Source organism: Hymenobacter crusticola, from assembly GCF_002154225.1.
In the GTDB taxonomy this organism is placed as follows: Bacteria; Bacteroidota; Bacteroidia; order Cytophagales; family Hymenobacteraceae; genus Hymenobacter; species Hymenobacter crusticola.
This window is the reverse complement of the sequence record NZ_MTSE01000017.1, coordinates 1-15,667: the sequence shown is the minus strand read 5'-3', so window position 1 is coordinate 15,667 and position 15,667 is coordinate 1. Positions and strand designations below refer to the sequence as shown.

Below are 15,667 nucleotides of genomic sequence, written 5' to 3'. Positions count from 1 at the left end.
CTGTAGTAGCTATAAGTCACCTAAGCGACTCCCCTGTTGCCGTCCGAAACGCAGATGTTTGGCTTGTCCAATCTGTTGCGCCGAATAAATACCTGTATGGCCGGAGAATAGATATGCTACTACGCAAGCGAGGGCCAAGTACACGCCAGCCTGCACGCCAAACAGTTCTAGTCCCATCAGCGTGCATGCAATGGGGGTGTTAGCAGCTCCCGCAAACACCCCCACAAAACCCATCCCCGCCAGCAAAGCAACGGGTAAAGGCACGACCCCTGCTAATGCGCTACCGAGCGTCGCTCCGATAAAGAACAGTGGCGTAACCTCCCCACCCTTGAAACCACACCCTAGGGTAAGAGCCGTTAGCAGCAGCTTCAAGGCAAAATCGGCTGGACTCAGCGACAAATGAAAAGCTTCTACAATCACGGGCACGCCCAGCCCGATGTACCGCGTAGTACCTAGGGCCCACACACTGGCTGCCACCAGCACGCCACCTAGCACCGGCCGCAACGGCGCGTAAGCAATGCGCCCAAACAACTGGCTGATTCTGTGCACAAGCGCTGCGAAGCTACGCGCTACTAACCCAAACAATACTCCAGCTATCAAAGCGTACAAGATGGTAAGTGGCGTGATAGGTAGTGAAGCTAGCTGCGGATAATGCGTGTGCCCCACGCCCCAGGCTCTGGTAACAAAATCAGCGCTAACCGCGGCCAAAAAACTTGGCAGCAAGGCATCGTAGCGCATCGAGCCGAGCAGAAATACCTCCAGTCCAAATACAGCACCGGCCAGAGGCGTCCCAAAAACGGAGGCAAAACCAGCGCTAATGCCCGCAATGAGCAGCAAACGCCGGTCGCGTGGCCGCAGCTTCAGCAGACGCGTAAGCTGATCGGCTAGGGCTCCTCCCATTTGTACTGCCGTGCCTTCGCGCCCGGCGGAGCCCCCAAACAGGTGGGTGAGCAACGTGCCTCCTAATACCAACGGCACAAGACGCAAAGGAATCAACTGACGCGGCGCATGAATCTCGTCCAAGATCAAGTTATTCCCCCGCACAACCTGGTTGCCGAACAGATGATAAGCCAAGCCGATAAAGAAGCCGGCTACCGGCAACAGCGCAATTAATACCAGGTGCGTTTCTCGCCAGTGGGTTACCCAATCCAAGGACACCAAAAAAATGGCGGACGCCGTACCGGCTAGCCCTCCTATGAGCGTGCTGATAACCACCCAACGCAGCAAAAAGAGCACGTAAGCAGTTGTTGGAACAGCTCGCAAGCGAGCAGACAACCAATAAAAAGAAGAGAACTGACGAGCCATAAAAGCGAACGGCAAGATGAACTACCTGATGCGGCCTCCTCGACCGTCCGTTCCATAAGAATCATCAGCGCAAAGCGGTACGCTTCGGCAGTTCGCAGTGGCAATCCATCACCGTATGCAAGCAAAGATAGGCAAGGACACGCCGTCTTGAGTTGCGGCCCTCACTTTCTGCGTAGACTAAGGCTGTTGAATAAGCCAGTTAGCAGCGGCGGCTTCATCAGCAAAAAGCCGGTACGTAAGCGGATAAGTATTAACCTCTCGAATTAAAGCCGCTATTTCCAACCGTACCATCACGTTTTGAGGCGATATGATAGCTCCATAACGCAACCCTGAGCGCACAGCACGCGGAAACCAATCGAGCAATATCCAAGCTTGGTTTTCGGTACTAAAGAGCGGCAACGATCGTTGATCGCCTAAAAGCTTGTGCCAATTGTGCTGCTCTAATTGCACTAGTGCTTGTTCCAGTAATTGACGCCACACCATAACTGAAGCGGGCTGTGATGCCCAGTTCAAGCGGACATACGTGCCTGCGGGTACAACGTGCACTGATCCGGCTGCGTTATCAAACTGGGGAGATGGCTCAGATGATATAGATGCTGGAGCAGGCATAACAAATGGCTCTGTTTGGAGGCGAAAAACTACGCAAGCTGGCTAAAAGTATTGTATTTTCTATACGTAATAGAACGAACTATGGATGGGTTGACTTGTAAAATACAATAGCGCTACTTCTATAGTTCACCTAATTCAAGCCAGGTAGCTCACTCACCGACCAACCTGCCATTGCAAGCATCGCTAACAGGTGTCGTCCGTGGCTAGCGCTTCCTCCTACTAGCCCTTGTGGTCCTTCTATCAAAATGCCACTACCCGAGCTGTTGTGGCGTACCCGCACCGGACCCTGAGCAGTATCCTGCTGATACGTATTGGGGGTACTGTCAGGGCGGAAACCTAAAAGCTGCAAAAAGTTTTCAATTTGGGAAAGCGTCATCATCACACTGGCAAATAGGATAGAGAGAAAAGCAGAACAGTACGCAAAAATACGTAACTGTAAATTAAAATATATTAATATTTAATAATAAACATCGGTCTTAGCATCATGCTTTCGTCTGCTTCACTTTCCTTGTTCGTCCAAATCTGAGAAATATGACCTAAAATGACAATTCAACCTTTTACGCTTTTTGCATTCGTCAAGGTTCCGCTCCTGCCTGTCCAATAGCATTTAGCTTCAGTATTTTTCCTGAAGCCATAAAAAACGGCCGCTTCCTTTTATGGAAGCGGCCGTTTTTAGAAGGATCAAACCTAGCTTACTTCTGCGAAAGTTGAGCACCACTCGTTTCGCGCAAGCGAATCAGGTTCAGAGCCGAGCCAGCTTTAAACCACTCGATCTGCCCTTGGTTATACGTGTGGTTCAAGTAGATGAGGTCTGTATCGCCATCGGTGTGGTGCAAGCGCGCTTGTAGCTGCTGACCCGGAGCGAACGTTGCCAAACCGATGATGTCGATGGTATCGTCTTCCTCAATCAGGTCGTAATCAGCCTTATTAGCGAACGTGAGCGCCAGCATGCCTTGCTTCTTGAGGTTAGTCTCGTGAATACGGGCAAATGACTTCACAATCACGGCGCGTACACCTAGGTGGCGCGGCTCCATGGCAGCGTGCTCACGCGACGAGCCTTCTCCGTAGTTTTCGTCACCAATTACTACTGAGCCTATCCCTAACGACTTGTACGTGCGAGCCACTTGTGGGACGGTGTTATACGGCGTGCCCTGGGTCAACTGGTCTTTCACCGCGTTAGCTTCACCGTTGAAGGCGTTGATGGCACCGATAAGCATGTTATTGGAAATATTATCCAAGTGCCCACGGTACTTCAACCACGGACCAGCCATCGAGATGTGGTCGGTAGTGCACTTGCCCTGCGCTTTAATGAGCAGACGCAGACCTTGCAGATCGGTACCTTCCCAAGGCTTGAAGGGCTCCAACAACTCCAGACGATCGGATTCTGGATCAACGAGAACCTGTACGCCCGAGCCATCGGCGGCGGGAGCTTGGTAACCAGCATCTTCTACATCGTAGCCACGCGGAGGTGCTTCCACGCCTTGAGGAGCATCTAGCTTCACTTGCTGACCATCTTTCGTGGGCAGCGTGTCGGTGAGCGGGTTAAAAGTCAGGTCGCCGGCAATAGCGAAGGCTGTCACGATTTCGGGCGAGGCCACGAAAGCGTGCGTGTTCGGGTTGCCGTCGTTCCGCTTGGCGAAGTTACGGTTGAACGAGGTGATGATCGAGTTGCGACGCTTAGGGTCGTCGGTGTGACGCGCCCACTGGCCGATGCACGGACCGCAGGCGTTAGCCAACACCACGCCGCCCATCTGAGCGAAGGTATCGAGTAGGCCGTCGCGCTCTACAGTGTAGCGCACAAGCTCCGAGCCCGGCGTTACGGTAAACTCGGCATTCACCGTCAAGCCCTTCGATACGGCTTGCTCAGCAATGCTAGCAGCACGCGTGATGTCTTCGTACGAAGAGTTGGTGCACGAACCGATCAGACCTACTTCTAGTTTCTCGGGCCAGCCATGTTCTTTCACGGCCGAAGCAAACTGCGAGATTGGCCAAGCAGCGTCGGGGGTGAAAGGACCGTTTACGTGCGGCTCTAGCTCCGAAAGGTTGATTTCGATCAGTTGATCGAAGAAGTTCTCAGGGTTGGCGTACACTTCGTCGTCGGCGCGCAGGTGAGCAGCTACGCCATAAGCTAGGTCAGCCACATCAGCACGGTTGGTGCTGCGCAGGTAATCCGCTTGCTTCTCATCAAAGCCAAACACCGACGTAGTAGCGCCGATTTCAGCACCCATGTTGCAAATGGTAGCCTTACCCGTAGCCGACATGCTTTCGGCACCTTCGCCGAAGTATTCTACGATGGCACCGGTGCCGCCTTTCACGGTCAGGATACCTGCTACTTTCAGGATTACGTCTTTGGGAGCTGTCCAGCCATTGAGCTTGCCGGTCAGTTTTACGCCAATTACTTTCGGGAACTTCAGCTCCCACGCCATGCCGGCCATTACGTCGACGGCATCAGCACCACCTACCCCGATGGCAATCATGCCGAGGCCACCCGCGTTAGGGGTGTGGGAGTCGGTACCGATCATCATGCCGCCGGGGAAGGCGTAGTTCTCGAGCACCACTTGGTGGATGATACCAGCACCGGGCTTCCAGAAGCCGATACCGTATTTGTTTGAAACCGAGGCTAGGAAATCGTACACCTCCTTGTTTTCGGAGTTAGCTTCGGCGAGGTCTTCGTTAGCACCAATGCGGGCCTGGATAAGGTGGTCGCAGTGTACGGTGCTAGGCACGGCGGTTTTGTCTTTGCCGGCTTGCATGAACTGCAACAGCGCCATTTGGGCCGTGGCATCCTGCATCGCCACGCGGTCGGGGGCAAAATCGACGTAGGAAACGCCCCGCTCGTACGCACTGTTGACTTGGCCGCCATACAAGTGAGCGTACAGAATCTTTTCGGTTAGCGTGAGCGGACGGCCAACGGCGGCACGGGCGGCTTCAATGCGCTGGCCCATACCGGCGTACACGGCCTGAATCATTTCTATGTCAAACGCCATAATAGAGAAATGGAAAGAGTGAAAAAGTAAGCTGCTTTTTGAACAGTACGCAAATATAAGCGCGCCTTGTTGCGGTGCCCAAACTTTATATTTGCGCGTTTCTTATATAAACTAATTCCAAATTAGAGTAGTTTACTTGAGCACCCTTTTCTTCTGAATCTATGACTTTCCCTTCCGCCATGCGGCAGATCGTAGCCGGAGCTAGCCTCGCGCTGGTGGTAGCCGGCTGCCAATCGAACCCTTCTGAGCAACAAGCGGCCGGTGCGACTTCTACCCCGGATGCCAATTACCTGCAAGCGGGCACCTGGCGTGGTGTGCTCTCTACACAGGGGCAAGAAATTCCGTTCTTGTTCGACGTCGAGACAGGCAACAACAACCAGCCGGTGGCCGTGTACCTGCGCAACGGTGCCGAGAAGTTGAAGCTCGACGAAATAACTGCCGCCGGCGACTCCACCACCCTTAAGCTAGGTGCCTTCGACGCGGCGCTGGTCGTGCGTAAGGACGGAGAGAATAAGCTTAAAGGTGCTTGGGTGAAGTATGACGCAAAAGGTCCGTACCGGGTGCCGTTCTCGGCTACGCACGGGCAGCAGGAGCTATTCCCCCTACAGGCCAAGCCTACTAGCGACGCCAAGGAGATGATAACTGAAAGCACTTATCGCGTCGAGTTTAAGGATGAGGAAGGAAAAACTTACCCGGCGGTCGGTATTTTTAAACAAAGCTCCGAAACCGGCGAGTTGACCGGCACCTTCCTCACGACCACTGGTGACTATCGCTACCTAGCCGGGCAAGCAGCCGGAAACTTACTGCGCCTATCAACTTTCGATGGCAGCCATGGCTTCTTATTCACAGCTACCAAAGGCCCCAATGGCACGCTGAAAGGCGACTTCTACAGCGGTAAAAGCGGCCATGAAACTTGGACGGCGGTGGAAGACCCGAAGGCAAAGCTCCCTGATGCCAACTCGCTCACCTTCATGAAACCGGGTGAGAAGAAGCTAGCTTTCAAATTTCCCAGCGTTTTTGAAGGCGGCGCGGTTTCACTTTCCGACCCCAAGTACAAAGGGAAGGTGGTTGTGGTGCAACTGCTAGGTTCGTGGTGCCCAAACTGCATGGATGAGACAAACTTTCTGGCGCCGTGGTATGAGAAGAACAAGAGCCGCGGCGTGGAAATCATTGGCCTAGGATACGAGCGCAGCCCCGAATACGCCAAAGCTGCCGAGCGTCTGCGTAAGATGAAAGACCGCTTTGGCGTCGGCTACGACCTAGCTGTAGCCGGTGTGGCCGATAAAGACGCCGCCGGCAAGTCGCTGCCCCAGATCAGCAAGGTACTGGCGTTTCCTACTACCATCATCATCGACAAGAAAGGCGATGTGCGCAAGATCAATACCGGGTTCTCCGGCCCTGGCACGGGCAAATACTACGACGAGTTAGTCGCTGATTTCAACCAGACAATTGACAAGCTGGTGAAGGAGTAAAAAGCTAGGTTGCTAAAAGCAAAAAAGACCGTCATGCTGCGCTGATCGAAGCATGACGGTCTTTTTTGCTTTTAGCAACCTAGCTTCGTGACCGAAACCGCAGCCGAATTTCCTGGCGCGGGCGAAGCGTGATGAGGGGTTGCAGCTGAATAGGCGGTTGCTCGACCCAATCGATGTCGAAGCGACGGAGCATTTCGAGTAGCACTAACTGCATTTCCGTTAGGGCAAATTGGTTGCCGATGCATAGGCGCGGACCGCCGCCAAACGGAATGTACGCGTACGGCGGTTGCTGCTTCATTTGCTCGGGCGCAAACCGCTCGGGGCGAAACGCTTCGGCATCTTCCCAGAGGCTAGGTGCATGGTGGATGCCAAGCAGGTAAGCCGAAATCATGGTGCCTTTGGGCAACCTGATGCCATTATAGGAATCGTCTTCCTGCGCGACGCGGTCCACAATCCAGGCGGGTGGGTAAAGGCGCATGGTTTCCTGCACTATTTGCAGCGAATACCCTAGGTTGGGCAAGTCGGCGAAGGCAGCAGAACGGTCGCAGAGCACCTGCGTCATATCGGCGCGCATCTGGGCCACTACGGACGGGTGCTGGGCCAGCAGATACCACATCCACGACAGGGCATTGGCGGAAGTCTCGTGCCCGGCAACGAGCAAGATCAGCGCTTCATCAACAACCTGCTCTTCGGTCATGGGCGCGCCGGTATCTTCGTAGCGCACGTCAAGCAGCATTTGCAGCAAGTCGTCGTAGGAGTCGTCGGTTTGCTGGCGCTGCCGAACGTAGCTGCGCACCATTTCGCGCAGCTCGGTAGCTAGCTCGTCGTGCTGACGAAACTGGTTACGCAGCGCCAGCCACGGCCGCAGGTACGGCTGCCGGATGCTGCGCACGTAGAAAGCCTGGATAGCCGTGAGCAGCGCCGACATGCGTTCCAGCTTGGCATTGTCGAGGTTAGTACTGAAGGTGGAGCGCGCAATGATGCGGAAGGCCGTAGTGGTCATCAGTCGGTGCACTTCTACTTCCGTGCTGCCTCCCTCCTGTGCTAGCTGCCGTTTGAGCGGCTTCAAACACTCGTTTATCTCGGCTTGCATCAACTCTACCAGGCCCGCTACCCGCTGCCGGTGAAAACCAGGCTGAATTAGGCGCCGCTGCTGGAGCCAGTAGCTACCCTCGCTCGTGAGCAGGCCATGACCTAGGTAGCGCGCAATACCATGCGAAAGCTCCGACTTCGGATAATTGCGGTGGTTTTTCTGCAAAATATGCTGCACCAAGCCAGGGTCGCGGGTAAGCAGCGTGGGACGTACGCCGCCGATGTACATTATTAGGGTATCGCCGTAGGTGTTCAGGTAGCTATTAAGGATCGGGATGGGGTTAGCGGCGATCAGCATGGAGCCGAGCAGCGACCGAAAGCGCGGCACGACGGGGATTTTTTTGGTTGCTGCAGCAGTGGCAGTAGACATAAGCGGTAGGTGTTAGAGCAGCTTCAAGATACTACAGGGACTTGGACACCATCAATACAGGGCTGTTGCCGAACGGGCAAAGCGCTTGAGCCTAGCCGGCGAGGCTACCTATAAATTTCCGGCCTAACCAGAGCTCATTAGACCTTTCTCTTCCTCAAAACACAACACAAAGCTAGGTTTCGTTCGTACACCCCCAACGGGCCAGCAGCAAGCAGCCCGCAACCGATACGGCCTACTCTCCCAAAACCAACCTTTACCGCTTATGTGGATTCAACAAAAAACCGATACCCTAGCTCCGCTCGAAGAATTACAAGGCCGCACGGTCGGCCTTAAGTTTGAGTGTAACCAGTGTCATACCGAAGTATTTACCGATCTGCTTGGCGTACCTGCCCCGGATTCTGATGCTCCGGCGCTCGACGAAACCGATCAGTATGAAACGGAAGAAATCAAGTGCCCCGGCTGCGACATGATCCACAGCCTGACCGTGAAGAGCACGTTCGACGGCGTGAAGTTCGAGGTATCTGAAGTAGCGGCCGACAAAGTGAGCTATCAAATAGCCGAGCCCGAAGCCTAGGTCCCAGACCACGGATTCGACGGACTACTCGGCTGCCACGGATTTTGTGGACAACCAGTAAAGCAAAGCGGCATCCTAAGATAGGATGCCGCTTTGCTTTGGTAATACATTCCGAACAGTGTCAAGGAAATCGTCCACAAAATCTGTGGCAGCCGAATAATCCGTCGAGTCCGTGGTCCCGGAATTACTTCTCCCGCTCGATGGTATAGTTAATCAGCTGCTCTAATGAAGCGCGAGCCGGCGACGCGGGGAAGGTGTAGAGCAGTTGCAGGGCCTCGTCGCGGTACTCCTCCATGCGGCGCACCGCGTAGTCGAGGCCACCGGATTGCTTCACGAAGTCAATAACGGCCTGCACCCGGTCTTTGCGGCCGTCGTTGTTCTGCACGTTGAAGATGACGCGACGCTTGGTAAGCCAATCAGCCTGCTGCAAGGCGTAGATCAGCGGCAGCGTCATCTTTTTCTCTTTGATGTCGATGCCCACAGGCTTGCCAATTTCATCGGTGCCGTAGTCGAACAGGTCGTCTTTGATCTGGAAAGCAATGCCTACTTTTTCCCCGAAGAGCCGGGCGCGTTCAATCGTTTCTAGATCGGCACCTGTGGAGGCAGCCCCCACGGCGCAGCACGAAGCGATGAGCGAAGCCGTTTTCTGACGAATAATCTCGAAGTACACGTCCTCCGTGATGTCGAGGCGGCGGGCTTTTTCAATTTGCAGCAGTTCTCCCTCGCTCAATTCGCGCACCGCATTCGACACGATTTTGAGTAACTCAAAATCGTTGTTTTCCAGGCTCAGCAGCAGTCCTTTGCTCAGCAGATAATCCCCAACGAGTACCGCAATCTTATTCTTCCAGAGCGCATTGACGGAGAAAAAGCTGCGGCGGTAGTTGGATTCGTCCACCACGTCGTCGTGCACGAGGGTGGCCGTGTGCAGCAGTTCGATGAGGGCAGCGCCGCGGAACGTTGCCTCGGGCAAGGTATCGGCACCGCTGATTTTGGCCGTGAAAAACACGAACATCGGCCGGATCTGCTTGCCTTTGCGCTTTACGATGTAGTTCATGATTTTGTCGAGCAGGGAAATCCTACTCTGCATGGACGCGCGGAATTTGTGTTCAAATTCCTCCATTTCGGCCGCAATTGGGGCCTTAATAACGTCCAGGGTAATTTTCATGCGTAAAGCTTGAGCAACTCAAGGCGCCGCAATGATACGGCGAGGTGGGGCGGTTTCCTAACCAGTAAACCTAGCGAAGAGTTTGGATATTGCAGCAATACGCACTTGCTCGTTGCGGCGGCATTCCTAGCGTACTTACAATCGGCCAGTTGCTTGCTTACTTTTGCTTCTCTTACCTAGCTTTTCCGTATGCCTGCCCCGCTTACTACCGTTGAGTTCTTGCTTACCAACCCAGCCCATCCCCGTCCGTTCGCAGCCGATGCGCATTACGTAGCGAATGGACAACCCAAAGCCGTTGTGGTATTTGTGCACGGGTTTAAAGGGTTCAAAGATTGGGGCCATTTCAACGTGCTGGCCGACTACTTTGCCGAGCGTGGCTTTGTTTTCGTGAAACTCAATTTGTCGCATAATGGCGTCGTGCCCGGCGGCACCGGCGACTTGGAGGACATGGAAGCCTTCGGACACAATAACTTCTCTATCGAGCTCGACGACCTAGGTACCTTGCTCGACGCTCTGCACCAGCCTGGCGCCACGCCCCTGCCCGCCACCGAACTCGACCTAGGTCGCTTGTTGCTGATTGGTCATAGTCGCGGGGGTGGCTTGGTCTTGCTGAAAGCCGCTGAAGATGCCCGCGTAACGGCCGTAGCTGGTTGGGCCCCCATGAGCGACTACGACCAGCGCTGGCCTGCCGAAGTAATGCGCCAGTGGCAAGCCAACGGTGTGCAGTACATTGAGAATGGCCGCACTGGTCAGCGCATGCCACTTTACTATCAGCTAGTCGAGAATTTTCAGGCGAACCGCGAGCGGCTTGATATTCCAGTAAATGTGCGCACCAAGCTGCGCCAGCCCCTGCTCATCATTCACGGCGACCAGGATGAAACCTTGCCCCTCCAAATGGCTCACGACTTGAAAGGCTGGAAACCCGACGCGGAGTTAGTAATCCAACCCGGCGTCAACCACTCCTTCGGCGGCAGCCATCCGTGGCCGCACCACACACTACCCGTACATGCGCAGGAAATAGCCGACCGTACGATTCTCTTTTTCAATAACCTAGGGTAGCTTCTGCCAGCCTATTATTCAGGAAGCCTAAGCGGCAGGCATCAACGGCACTTGTACGTCTCATACTTTACTACGCTCTTGGCCTCATCCGAACTAACCGCTTACTTACTACTAGGCAGCAATTTAGGCGACCGGATTGCTACGCTCCGCACGGCTGTCGAGCGACTACAGGTAGTGGCTGGGCGCGTCACGGCGCAGTCGGGTCTGTATGAAACGGCCGCTTGGGGTTTGGAAGAGCAGCCTGCGTTCCTGAACCAAGCCATACGCCTCGAAACGCACCTAGCTCCTGCGGCGCTGCTAGATGCTTGTCAGCAGGTGGAGCAGCTAGCTGGGCGTGAGCGTCTTGTGCGCTGGGGCGCTCGTACCCTCGACGTCGATATTCTGCTGTATGGCGCGGTCGTGTTGGATACCCCTAGGCTGCAAGTGCCGCACCCACGTCTACCAGAACGCCGCTTTGCGCTAGTGCCGCTGACCGAAATAGCAGCGGATGTGGTGCATCCTGAGCTAGGCCGCACAGTAGCCGAATTACTAGAAGCGTGTGCGGATAAGTTGCCCGTGACACGCGTCAGCAAATAAGAGTAGCGCATCAACAGAATTAACTCGGCTGGTAAGTTAGCAGGAACTTGCATGCCTAATCAGCTGCCTCCTGCTGCTACTTTAAAACTTGCTCCTCTCGGATCTCCTTCTCTTCTAGGTAGGCCTAGGTTTGCAGCCTTCCAAACAATTGATGATTACTAGCTGGCTGCGTGCTAGTTACTATTTGGATGGCTAGAGAATAGGACAATTCTGTTTCCAATGAAATAGCACAGCAGTATAGACGCCGTCAAATATTGTCGAAGCTCCAACGGAATAAGAAGAATAATATTTTATCATCGCTTTGTATACAATCGTTTCCGGGAACGATTCCGATCCTTTCATTTGCCTCTCCTGAGGAAGACGGCTAGATCCGCTCTTGACGCCTACTATCTTCCATAGTAAATGGCGCTCTATGCTTACCAAGGGGCTCCAAGGCCATATGTACCTTCTCTGTAGTCGAAACTTCTGCAATTGCATTTTCATCGGAAACGTTTGCGAAATCCTTTCAGCTACTACTCCCTTGTAACGTTCGCCCATGTTTTTCTTTACCCCTCACCTGACAAAATCCTGCCTATGAAAATGCACGCTTGACCTACTACCCTTCCCACAACCAAACTAACCCATTATGAAAACAATGTTCTCCTTTCCCACAAGTAAATTATCAACGCTGCTAGCGTTGCTTCTGAGTTTTAGTTGCTTAAACGTGTTAGCGCAAGCGCCTCCTTTGGTGTACACAGTTGAGAACACAGGAGGAAGCTGCACCGCGCCGCCGCTTCCTAGCTTCGACCAATTACCTGCTATTCAACCTTTAACTGACCCATTTATGTGGTCGGATGGCCGCGGGCGCTCCACGAGCTTCAACGACTGGGAGTGCCGACGCAACGAAATAAAAGCCGAGATTGAGAACTACGAAATAGGCCGCCGGCCTAACCGCCCCGAAACCATCACGGCTAGCTATGCTCCCGGCACGGGCACCGGCAATGGTACACTCACCGTGAATGTGACAGTAAATGGCAAAACGATTACGCTGACTTCCCCCGTAAGCCTACCAACGGGCCCTGGCCCTTTCCCAGCCATTATCGGCATGAATAGCTTGTCGGGGAGCGTACCGGCCGGGGTTTTCACCAGTCGCAACATTGCCCGCATCCAGTATAATCATAACAATGTCACGACCTACGGCAATCCGCAGCTGACTGACCCTTACTTCCAGCTGTACCCGGATCAGAACTTAGAGAACTCAGGCCAGTACGCAGCCTGGTCTTGGGGCGTGAGCCGCCTTATTGATGGCTTGGAGCTGGTACAAGCGAGCTTGCCTATCGACCTGAAGCACATCGGCGTGACCGGTTGCTCGTACGCCGGCAAAATGGCCTTATTTTCCGGTGCCATGGATGAGCGCATCGCGCTGACCATCGCGCAAGAATCAGGCGGGGGCGGCGCGCCGGCTTGGCGCGTTTCCGAGACCCTAGGTGCCGTCGAGAAGCTAGGTGCTACGGACTACCGCTGGTTCAAGGATGACATGAAGCGGTTTTCCGAAGCGAACGTGGCTAAACTGCCGGAAGACCACCACGAGCTGATGGCCATGATTGCGCCCCGCGCCCTGCTCGTAACGGGCAATACGGATTTCGAGTGGCTCGCTAACCCCTCCGCGTATGTGTCGGCGCGGGCTGCGCACGAAGTATGGAAGACCTTCGGCATCGGCGACCGGTTCGGCTTCTACATTGATGGCGGCCACAACCACTGTGCCGTACCTGCTACCCAGCAGCCGGCCATGGAAGCTTTCGTCGACAAGTTCCTGCTAGGCAACACCAGCGTTAACACCAACATTACCGTAAACCCTTATGCTGGGTTGTATTACCAGCGCTGGTTTAAGTGGTGGGGCACCAATAACCCCGTGTTACCAGCGGAGCCCCTTGGCAAAAGAACCTGGCTGGAAGCCGAATGCGCCGCGGTAGGTTCGAGCTGGGATGTAGTGACGGACCCGGAAGCTTCTAACGGGAAGTATGTGAAGGTGAAAAGCGGTTTGAGCAGCCCGACAGCGCCACCCACTGATGCATCTGCTTACCTAGTGATGCCATTCTCGGTTGACAGTACCGCCAATTATAATTTTGTTGCCAGGCAAAATGTCCCCGTTGGGGAAGATTATGGCTACTGGTTAAAGATCGACAACGGTGATTTCCAGAGTGTAACGAGCGAGTTGGTAACGAACGGTGGGTTTGAAGTTGGAACTGGGAATACGTTAACGGGATGGAGCGTTCTTAACGGAGGGGCTGCCGTCACTGCTACTACTGTGCCTTCTGAAGTTCATAGCGGGAGCCGTGCCATGAAAGCGGTAAACGCTACCGCACAAACCGACTATTGGAGAGTACAAGTGTCGAGTGCAGGGATTCCGACTACCATTGGCAAGCAATATGTGATTTCTTACTGGGTCAAAGCCCTTGCGCCAAACGGATCTATCAGGATTTCTACCGGGACTAGCAATTCTCAGTTCCAGCCAGACCAAACCATTGGTACTGAATGGCAGCAAGTTTCCTGGACGATAACGGCGAACATTACTACTACTACCTTCTTGTTCGATATGGCCAAGGTAGCTAACACGTACTACATTGATGATGTCAGCATAAAAGAAGTGAATACTGGCAGTGGCTGGGGCTGGATCAAGTTAAAAGAGGCTCCCCTTACCGCAGGATCGCACACGCTGACCGTTGCCTACAATGCGGGTGGCGGCACGAAGCTAGACAAAATGGTAGCTGCTACCTCTTTGGCTTCCATTAGCGGCCTAGGTGCTCCCACTACTTGCGGCACGGTTACAGGCAACACAAATGCGTTGGCCAACACCGGCATAGAAGTTTACCCGAATCCTGCCAAAGACAAGATCAACATCAACCTAGGTCCTAACCAGCTCAATGTGAGAAGCATCGATGTGGTAGATGTAGTAGGCAGAACTTTGTCGCAGGTAAGCGTAGGCAAGCAAACCACGCTGAGCATTCCGAGCGATAAGCTAAAGCCGGGTGTTTATATCATTCGTTTTAAAGGGGATACCACCAAAACCCAGCGCGTAGTTATTCAGTAACGCAACAAGAAAGAAGCCTCGTACTGAGGCTTCTTTCCAACAAGTTTTTGGTACGTTACTGCACAATAAAAGGCCCCGGCTCACTGTATTTTCAGTGGCCGGGGCTTTTGCTGACCTTAAGAAAGCTTAGCCTATACCGCTGCTGAGCTAACGGCTACGGCTGGCACAATCTTCTTTACTAAGCCTTGCAACACCTTGCCCGGTCCACATTCCACGAATTCGGTAGCGCCATCGGCGGCCATGTTTTGCACCGATTGGGTCCAGCGTACGGGGGCAGTGAGTTGACGCACTAGGTTCTGGCGAATTTCGTCGGGGTCACGGTGTGGGGCAGCGTCCACGTTCTGGTAAATGGGGCAAATGCCAGCGACGAAGGGCGTCTGCTCGATGGCACGTGCGAGGGCGGCCTCAGCCGACTGCATCAGGGGCGAGTGAAAAGCGCCGCCCACGCTGAGCGGCAACGCGCGCTTGGCACCCGCAGCTTTCAGCTGTTCGCAGGCAATTTCAATTCCGCGCTGGCTGCCAGAGACTACTAGTTGGCCAGGGCAGTTGAAGTTGGCGGCCACTACCACATTGCCGGCCTCGCTGATTTCCTGACAGATGCGCACCACCGTATCGTCGTCCAGACCTAGGATGGCGGCCATTGTGCCGGGCTGTTCCTCGCAGGCAGCTTGCATGGCTTGGGCGCGCTGGGCTACCAGTTGTAAGGCATCTTCAAACTTAAGCACCTTCGCTGCCACCAGCGCCGAGAACTCGCCCAATGAGTGACCCGCTACCATAGCCGGCGCTAAGTCGGGCAGGCTGGCGGCCAGCGCTACTGAGTGCAGGAAAATGGCGGGTTGGGTAACGTTCGTCTGACGCAAATCTTCGTCGGAGCCGGTGAACATTATGTCGGTCAGGCGGAAACCTAGGATGTCGTTGGCCTGATCCATGAGTTGGCGAGCGGCGGGTTGCTGCTCATACAAGTCGCGGCCCATGCCGCTAAACTGGCTACCCTGGCCAGGAAAAATAACTGCTTTCATTGTCTGAACCACGGATTTGGTAAACGATTTCGACGACTTACGCGAAAAGTGGCGCAATCTGCGCAATCTATCGGCAAAAGAAAAAGGCGCATAGGAGTGCGCCTTTTTCTTTTGCCGATAACCTAGCTAACTGATAATCGAGCTCCCGCAAGCTGAACGTCCGCAAAATCTGCGTAATCCGCCGAATTCGCGGTCCAGCTTACCGGTTGAGTTGCACCCAGCCTTTGAAGGTTTTTTTGGTGCCGTTTAGGTCGGCAAACTCCACCTCCGCTTGGTAGTAGTACAACCCATCAGAGACTTTGCCGCCTTTCGCACCTTCGAGGTCCGTCACATCCCCCGTCCAGTCGATGAGGGGATTGTTTTGGCTCT

At 54.2% G+C, this 15,667-nt stretch carries 12 protein-coding genes; 5 read left to right on the top strand and 7 right to left on the bottom strand.

Annotation, left to right across the window (positions count from 1 at the left end; translation table 11 throughout):
• Positions 1–9 precede the first annotated feature (9 nt).
• The 4 genes from BXP70_RS22080 to BXP70_RS22070 form a co-directional block, all read right to left on the bottom strand.
• Positions 10–1,305, bottom strand: a complete 1,296-nt coding sequence (locus BXP70_RS22080; RefSeq protein WP_086596295.1) for a chloride channel protein — start codon at positions 1,303–1,305, stop codon at positions 10–12.
• 177 nt (positions 1,306–1,482) lie between these two features.
• Positions 1,483–1,788 (bottom strand): hypothetical protein, encoded by a 306-nt coding sequence (locus tag BXP70_RS22075; RefSeq protein ID WP_086596294.1) that lies wholly within the window; start codon positions 1,786–1,788, stop codon positions 1,483–1,485.
• Positions 1,789–2,044: 256 nt separating this feature from the next.
• Positions 2,045–2,293, bottom strand: coding sequence for a hypothetical protein (locus BXP70_RS29565; RefSeq protein ID WP_143436626.1), 249 nt, complete (start codon positions 2,291–2,293; stop codon positions 2,045–2,047).
• Positions 2,294–2,606: 313 nt separating this feature from the next.
• Complete coding sequence (locus BXP70_RS22070; protein WP_086596293.1) at positions 2,607–4,901, bottom strand: aconitate hydratase; 2,295 nt, start codon at positions 4,899–4,901, stop codon at positions 2,607–2,609.
• Between the two features lie 161 nt (positions 4,902–5,062).
• On the opposite strand from BXP70_RS22070, the gene BXP70_RS22065 reads away from it, so the two are divergent.
• Positions 5,063–6,373, top strand: coding sequence for a peroxiredoxin family protein (locus BXP70_RS22065; protein ID WP_245849713.1), 1,311 nt, complete (start codon positions 5,063–5,065; stop codon positions 6,371–6,373).
• Positions 6,374–6,452: 79 nt separating this feature from the next.
• On the opposite strand, the gene BXP70_RS22060 is transcribed toward BXP70_RS22065, so the two are convergent.
• The gene (locus tag BXP70_RS22060) at positions 6,453–7,835 is read right to left on the bottom strand and encodes a cytochrome P450 (RefSeq protein WP_086596292.1); all 1,383 of its coding nucleotides are present in this window, start codon (positions 7,833–7,835) and stop codon (positions 6,453–6,455) included.
• 262 nt (positions 7,836–8,097) lie between these two features.
• Between BXP70_RS22060 and BXP70_RS22055 the strand changes: the two genes are divergently transcribed.
• Positions 8,098–8,409 (top strand): hypothetical protein, encoded by a 312-nt coding sequence (locus tag BXP70_RS22055; RefSeq protein ID WP_086596291.1) that lies wholly within the window; start codon positions 8,098–8,100, stop codon positions 8,407–8,409.
• Positions 8,410–8,593: 184 nt separating this feature from the next.
• Here the strand turns inward: BXP70_RS22055 and BXP70_RS22050 are convergent, their stop codons facing one another.
• Positions 8,594–9,574: a polyprenyl synthetase family protein gene (locus BXP70_RS22050; protein WP_086596290.1), complete on the bottom strand. Its 981-nt coding sequence runs from the start codon at positions 9,572–9,574 to the stop codon at positions 8,594–8,596.
• Positions 9,575–9,763: 189 nt separating this feature from the next.
• Here BXP70_RS22050 and BXP70_RS22045 point away from each other — a divergent pair, with 189 nt between their 5' ends.
• The 3 genes from BXP70_RS22045 to BXP70_RS22035 all read left to right on the top strand — a co-directional run bounded on the left by BXP70_RS22045 (position 9,764) and on the right by BXP70_RS22035 (position 14,279).
• Entirely contained in the window at positions 9,764–10,633 is an 870-nt protein-coding gene (locus tag BXP70_RS22045; RefSeq protein WP_086596289.1) for an alpha/beta hydrolase family protein, read from the top strand.
• Positions 10,634–10,711: 78 nt separating this feature from the next.
• The gene (gene folK, locus BXP70_RS22040) at positions 10,712–11,209 is read left to right on the top strand and encodes a 2-amino-4-hydroxy-6-hydroxymethyldihydropteridine diphosphokinase (RefSeq protein ID WP_086596361.1); all 498 of its coding nucleotides are present in this window, start codon (positions 10,712–10,714) and stop codon (positions 11,207–11,209) included.
• A gap of 727 nt (positions 11,210–11,936) precedes the next feature.
• Positions 11,937–14,279 carry a T9SS type A sorting domain-containing protein gene (locus BXP70_RS22035; protein ID WP_245849720.1) on the top strand — a complete coding sequence of 781 codons (2,343 nt, stop codon included), beginning with the start codon at positions 11,937–11,939 and terminating at the stop codon, positions 14,277–14,279.
• Positions 14,280–14,410: 131 nt separating this feature from the next.
• Here BXP70_RS22035 and fabD read toward each other — a convergent pair whose 3' ends face one another.
• Complete coding sequence (gene fabD / locus BXP70_RS22030) at positions 14,411–15,298, bottom strand: ACP S-malonyltransferase (protein ID WP_086596287.1); 888 nt, start codon at positions 15,296–15,298, stop codon at positions 14,411–14,413.
• Between the last annotated feature and the right edge of the window lie 369 nt (positions 15,299–15,667).

Bases quoted from the DNA above. Each gene is read 5' to 3' on its own strand.
- BXP70_RS22080 (WP_086596295.1), bottom strand. From the start codon at position 1,305: ATGGCTCGTCAGTTCTCTTCTTTTTATTGGTTGTCTGCTCGCTTGCGA.
- BXP70_RS22075 (WP_086596294.1), bottom strand. From the start codon at position 1,788: ATGGTGTGGCGTCAATTACTGGAACAAGCACTAGTGCAATTAGAGCAG.
- BXP70_RS29565 (WP_143436626.1), bottom strand. From the start codon at position 2,293: ATGATGACGCTTTCCCAAATTGAAAACTTTTTGCAGCTTTTAGGTTTC.
- BXP70_RS22070 (WP_086596293.1), bottom strand. From the start codon at position 4,901: ATGGCGTTTGACATAGAAATGATTCAGGCCGTGTACGCCGGTATGGGC.
- BXP70_RS22065 (WP_245849713.1), top strand. From the start codon at position 5,063: ATGACTTTCCCTTCCGCCATGCGGCAGATCGTAGCCGGAGCTAGCCTC.
- BXP70_RS22060 (WP_086596292.1), bottom strand. From the start codon at position 7,835: ATGTCTACTGCCACTGCTGCAGCAACCAAAAAAATCCCCGTCGTGCCG.
- BXP70_RS22055 (WP_086596291.1), top strand. From the start codon at position 8,098: ATGTGGATTCAACAAAAAACCGATACCCTAGCTCCGCTCGAAGAATTA.
- BXP70_RS22050 (WP_086596290.1), bottom strand. From the start codon at position 9,574: ATGAAAATTACCCTGGACGTTATTAAGGCCCCAATTGCGGCCGAAATG.
- BXP70_RS22045 (WP_086596289.1), top strand. From the start codon at position 9,764: ATGCCTGCCCCGCTTACTACCGTTGAGTTCTTGCTTACCAACCCAGCC.
- fabD (WP_086596287.1), bottom strand. From the start codon at position 15,298: ATGAAAGCAGTTATTTTTCCTGGCCAGGGTAGCCAGTTTAGCGGCATG.